Genomic DNA, 330 nt, shown 5'->3' with positions numbered 1-330 from the left:
AAATTTTGAACACAATGACTACATTTGGAACATGGTTACATGTAGCTGCCAAGAAAGGACACCTTGAAATGGTTGAGTATCTAATTAATAAAGGTATAGATATTGATGCTAGAGGTGGTACATTTGATGCTTCTGCATTAAATTTGGCAGCAGGAGCGGGGCATTTGGAGATAGTAAAGTATTTAATTGAGGCTGGTGCAGAATTAGATGTGAGCTTAGCAAAAAGAAATCCATTATTGGGTGCGATTTATGGTGGACATAAAGAAGTAGCTGAGTTTCTAGTTGAAAAAGGAATAGATATTTCAATTAGATACACTGGAGAAAATATTA

General features: G+C 35.2%; 1 protein-coding gene. It reads left to right on the top strand.

What is annotated here, in order from left to right:
• Positions 1–330, top strand: a 330-nt coding sequence (locus tag BAQ49_RS26690) for an ankyrin repeat domain-containing protein (RefSeq protein ID WP_244159145.1), incomplete at both ends; no start/stop codon positions are given.

It is taken from the genome of Bacillus proteolyticus, assembly GCF_001884065.1.
GTDB classification, from domain to species: Bacteria; Bacillota; Bacilli; order Bacillales; family Bacillaceae_G; genus Bacillus_A; species Bacillus_A proteolyticus.
Note: the sequence above shows the minus strand (reverse complement) of the source record. Positions and strands in the feature narration are given on the sequence as shown.